Source organism: Bradyrhizobium sp. PRIMUS42 (assembly GCF_023006515.1).
Taxonomy (GTDB): domain Bacteria; phylum Pseudomonadota; class Alphaproteobacteria; order Rhizobiales; family Xanthobacteraceae; genus Bradyrhizobium.
Window position 1 is genome coordinate 1 of the sequence record NZ_JALBGZ010000567.1, and the last position, 4096, is coordinate 4096.

Genomic DNA, 4096 nt, shown 5'->3' on the forward strand with positions numbered 1-4096 from the left:
CGTTCGGGAAGGGCTGGCGGCCTTTGCCGGAAGAGATTCGGCAATTACGCGCTGATGTCGTGCCAGCACGCGACACGGATGGGCGCCTTCGCCGGCAACAATGCCGCGGCCGAGCTGCTCGGCCTTGTGACCCGGCCCTATCATCAGAAGGCGTACGTGACTTGCCTCGATCTCGGCGGCGCCGGCGCGCTGTTCACGCGCGGCTGGGAGCGCAAGGTCGAGATGGTCGGCGACATCGCCAAGAAGACCAAGCAGGAGATCAACACGGTCTGGATCTATCCGCCAAAGGCGGAGCGCGCCGCCGCGCTCGCGTCCGCCGATCCGGAGCGCGTCACCGCTCTCTAGACGTCTCGAGCCATGACGGCCGCGCGTCCCCGGCGGCGCGGTCTGCTCAATCAACCAGCCGGGAGCCTTCTCATGAAACAGGAGATCAACATGAACCTGCATAACACTTCATATCCCGCGACATCACGCCCCGAAGAGCTGGTCCCGTCGCGCTATGCGCTGAAGATCGGCGAGATCGACGTGATGGTGATCAGCGATGGCGTGCTGACGCTGCCGGGCGCGATGCTGGCCCACAACGCCGACCCGGCCGTCCGCGCGGCCTGGCTGAAGGACATGTTCCTGCCGCCGGATGCGTTCGACTGGGCGCTGAACGTGGTCGTGGTGCGCAGCGGCGGCCAGACCATCCTCGTCGACGCCGGGCTGGGATCCGATCCGGATCTGCACTTGCCGCGGGCCGGGCAATTGAGCAAGCGATTGGAAGCCGCCGGCATCGAACTCGGGTCGGTGACCGACGTGGTGCTGACGCACATGCACATGGACCACATCGGCGGGCTGCTCGTCGACGAGGTGAGGGACCAGCTGCGTCCGGACCTGCGGATCCACGTCGCCGCCGCCGAGGTCAAGTTCTGGGAGGCGCCCGATTTCTCCCAGGTCTCGATGCCGCCGGGATTCCCGGATGCGCTTCGGGCGACCGCCAAGCGGTTCGCGAAGGAGTACCACAACCAGCTGCGCACTTTCGAGAACGAGCACGAGGTGGCGCCGGGCGTGGTGGTCACGCGCACCGGCGGTCACACCCCCGGGCACAGCGTGGTCCGGCTCGCATCGGGCGGCGATCGGCTGACATTCGCCGGCGATGCCGTGTTCACTGTCGGATTCGACCACCCCGACTGGCACAACGGCTTCGAGCATGATCCCGAAGAGGCCGCCCGCGTTCGGGTACGTCTGTTGCGGGAGCTGGCGGCGAGCGAAGAGCTCCTCGTCGCCACGCACATGCCGTTCCCCTCGGTCGGCCGAGTGGCGGTCGACGGCGACCACTTTCGCTGGGTGCCGGCGTTCTGGGACTACTGACCGCGCCTCGGGTCGGAAGCGCGATGACGATCGTCATCGCGCTTTCGCAGCATTAACATGACGCAGGAGCGACGTGCTCACATCAAACGTTTTGCGGCACGCACTTCGGCGATCTCGGAGTCGGGATGGCTGACGATGGTGGCGAACATGATGCCGCTGATAATGAGCGACCAGGCGGTGTTCCAATAGATCCAAAACACGTGCCAGCCTCCGTTCGATTCATCCGCCCGCGGGATCAGGGTAACGACAAGCCGAGGCCGCCGTTCCCAGTGCGGGTGCAGGCTATTTTTGTTTGGTCGGCGGCGACGCGGGATCGGTTTGACCGGTGTGGCGCTTTGCCACGACGTCGGTGTCGCGCTCGCCCTCATGGGGGCGCGGCGGCGGCTTGGGCTGGCCTTTCTGGCCGCCATGCTTGCCGCCCATGTCGGGCTTACCTTCGAGATCGTTTTCGCGGGGCATGGCGGTTCAATGCGCCGGCGCGGCATTGGTTCGGATTGCGCCGCCGGTTTTCGCCTGTGAACGAGTTCATAGGATTGCCGCGGTTTGCAGTGCACGATCTCGGATGCCCGGGACGTTCATGACCTATGGATTCGGCCTGATGCGGAAGCGGCTCATCGCCTGGACCATCCTGACGTCCGCCCTGGTTGCGGTCACCGTCTGGACCGTGCTCGGACCGCCCGCCCCTCCGTCCAGCCCGCATCTGCCCTCCCGGACGGCTTCCGTGCGGTAGCCCTGGCGGCGACCGATACAATTTCGGTATCGATCGATCCCAATTGGAATTTGGTGCGGTGGCGCGCCGCCCGCTATCCTCGCCGGCAAAACGACGATGCCGCGACCCGGCCTTCAGGAGGAGCCCATGTTGAGACCGACCCGACGCATCGCATCCAAAGCGCCACGCGCTGCGATTGCCACCACCCTGTTCGCAGCCCTCACTCTCATTTCTGGAGTCCACGCCGGCATGGCCGAGACCTTCGCCTATGTCGGCAACGCCGACAGCAACGACATCAGCGTGTTCAAGATGACCGCCGGCGGCGAGATGACGCCCGTGCAGACGGCCGCCTTCAAGGGCGTCGACAAGCCCGGCTCCTCGACGCCGCTCGCGATCACGCCCGATCACCGCGTGCTGATTGCCGGAATCCGCTCGCAGCCGTACCTCGCCGTGAGTTTTGCGATCGATCCCAAGACGGGCCAGCTCAGCCATATCGGCAACGGACCGCTCGCCGACAGCATGGCCAATATCGCCGTCGACCACGGCGGCAAGTTCCTGTTCAGCGCCTCCTATGGCGGCAACAAGGTCGCGCTGAATCCGCTGCTTGCAAACGGCGTCGCCGGCGAGCCGAAGCAGGTGATCCCGACCGGGCTGAATGCCCATGCCTTCCTGCCCTCGCCCGACAACCGCTTCGCGTTCGCGACCAATCTCGGCTCCGACCAGGTGCTGAGCTTCGCGTTCGATGCCACGGCCGGCACGCTGACGCCGAGCGATCCGCCGGCCCACAAGGTGCCGGAGAAATCGGGGCCGCGGCACTTCGTGTTTCACCCGGGCGGCAAGTTCGTCTATCTCCTCCACGAGCTGAATGGCGACGTCGCAGCCTTCACCTATGAGGCCAAGAGCGGCGCCTGGGACGAGATCCAGCGCACCACCGCGCTGCCTGAAGGGTTTTCCGGCAAACCCTGGGCCGCCGACATCCACATTACCCCGGACGGCCGCTTCCTCTATGCCTCCGAGCGCACCACCAACACGCTCACCGCCTACAAGGTGGACGCGACCAGCGGCAGGCTGACCACGATCGGCAGCGTGCCGACCGAGAAGCAGCCGCGCGGCTTCAACGTTGATCCCTCCGGCCGCTATCTCGCCGCGGTCGGCGAACTCTCCGACAGCATGACGGTCTATGCGATCGACCAGAGCAGCGGGGCGCTGGCCAAGCTGAAATCCTACCCCACCGGCAAGAAGCCGAATTGGGTGGAGTTCCTGAACCTGCCGTGAGGCACCCGCGGGGGAGCTACGTAATCATCCGTAATTTCGCGAGGCCCGGCTTGGAGTCATATCACGGGGCATGGACCGTCAGATCGTTTTCAGGTGCCCTCGGACCGGCATGAATGTGCAGCATCGGCTTGACGACGAGCCGAGCGGTCGCACGCATGTTTCCGTGCCGTGCCAGGCCTGTACGCGCCTGCACCTGATCGATCGCTCCACCGGCAAGCTGCTGGGCGAGCGCCCGAACTGACGGCCAGCCATTGCCGCGGCATCCGGCGTGACGTTCTTGACGTGATCCACACCCCATGGACGGCCGCAATCACGCCGCCCCGCGCCGGGGCGGCGAACCTGATCTCCAATCCCGCGACTAATCAATGACTTGCCGCGGCGGCGGGCGCCGGCGTGGCATCCTGACATGGGCAACGCGGCCGTAGTCCGGCCCGTTGCCATCTGCTATCGATCGAAGGGCTTGAACCCCGTGGAATTTCCGATGCGTCATTTGCCCCGTGCCGTTGTTCGAAGCCTGTGTCCCGCAGCCGTCGCCGGCGTGCTGGTCCTCGGTCAATATCCGGCCAGAGCTGCCGATGACGATGCGCCCAAAGGGCCGGCCGTCACGGTGCTGAAGGTCGCAAAATCCTGCTTCTCCGACATCGTCGAGGCCACCGGCACGATCATCGCGCGGGAGGAAACGTCGGTGCGGCCCAATGGTCGAACGGAATCCCAAGTGGAAATGCCGTAATCGTGGCAATTCGCGGTGAGTTCATCGAT

Annotated in this window: 6 protein-coding genes and 2 pseudogenes; 7 read left to right on the forward strand and 1 reads right to left on the reverse strand. The window is 65.5% G+C overall.

The window, feature by feature from the left end:
* Positions 1–345 (forward strand): annotated as a pseudogene (locus MOV75_RS29375) (hypothetical protein); the annotation flags it as partial.
* Between the two features lie 72 nt (positions 346–417).
* Entirely contained in the window at positions 418–1353 is a 936-nt protein-coding gene (locus tag MOV75_RS29380) for an MBL fold metallo-hydrolase (protein ID WP_246930994.1), read from the forward strand.
* A 77-nt stretch (positions 1354–1430) separates the two neighbouring features.
* Here the strand turns inward: MOV75_RS29380 and MOV75_RS42495 are convergent, their stop codons facing one another.
* Positions 1431–1553, reverse strand: a complete 123-nt coding sequence (locus MOV75_RS42495; protein WP_256468902.1) for a hypothetical protein — start codon at positions 1551–1553, stop codon at positions 1431–1433.
* 118 nt (positions 1554–1671) lie between these two features.
* Here MOV75_RS42495 and MOV75_RS29385 point away from each other — a divergent pair, with 118 nt between their 5' ends.
* The 5 genes and pseudogenes from MOV75_RS29385 to MOV75_RS29400 form a co-directional block, all read left to right on the forward strand.
* Positions 1672–1872 (forward strand): hypothetical protein, encoded by a 201-nt coding sequence (locus MOV75_RS29385; RefSeq protein WP_247007073.1) that lies wholly within the window; start codon positions 1672–1674, stop codon positions 1870–1872.
* Positions 1873–1915: 43 nt separating this feature from the next.
* Positions 1916–2083, forward strand: coding sequence for a hypothetical protein (locus MOV75_RS29390; RefSeq protein WP_246930996.1), 168 nt, complete (start codon positions 1916–1918; stop codon positions 2081–2083).
* 126 nt (positions 2084–2209) lie between these two features.
* Positions 2210–3337 carry a lactonase family protein gene (locus MOV75_RS29395; protein ID WP_246930997.1) on the forward strand — a complete coding sequence of 376 codons (1128 nt, stop codon included), beginning with the start codon at positions 2210–2212 and terminating at the stop codon, positions 3335–3337.
* Between the two features lie 109 nt (positions 3338–3446).
* Positions 3447–3578, forward strand: coding sequence for a hypothetical protein (locus tag MOV75_RS42500; RefSeq protein WP_258719564.1), 132 nt, complete (start codon positions 3447–3449; stop codon positions 3576–3578).
* 240 nt (positions 3579–3818) lie between these two features.
* Positions 3819–4031, forward strand: a pseudogene (locus MOV75_RS29400) (efflux transporter periplasmic adaptor subunit); the annotation flags it as partial.
* Positions 4032–4096 lie beyond the last annotated feature (65 nt).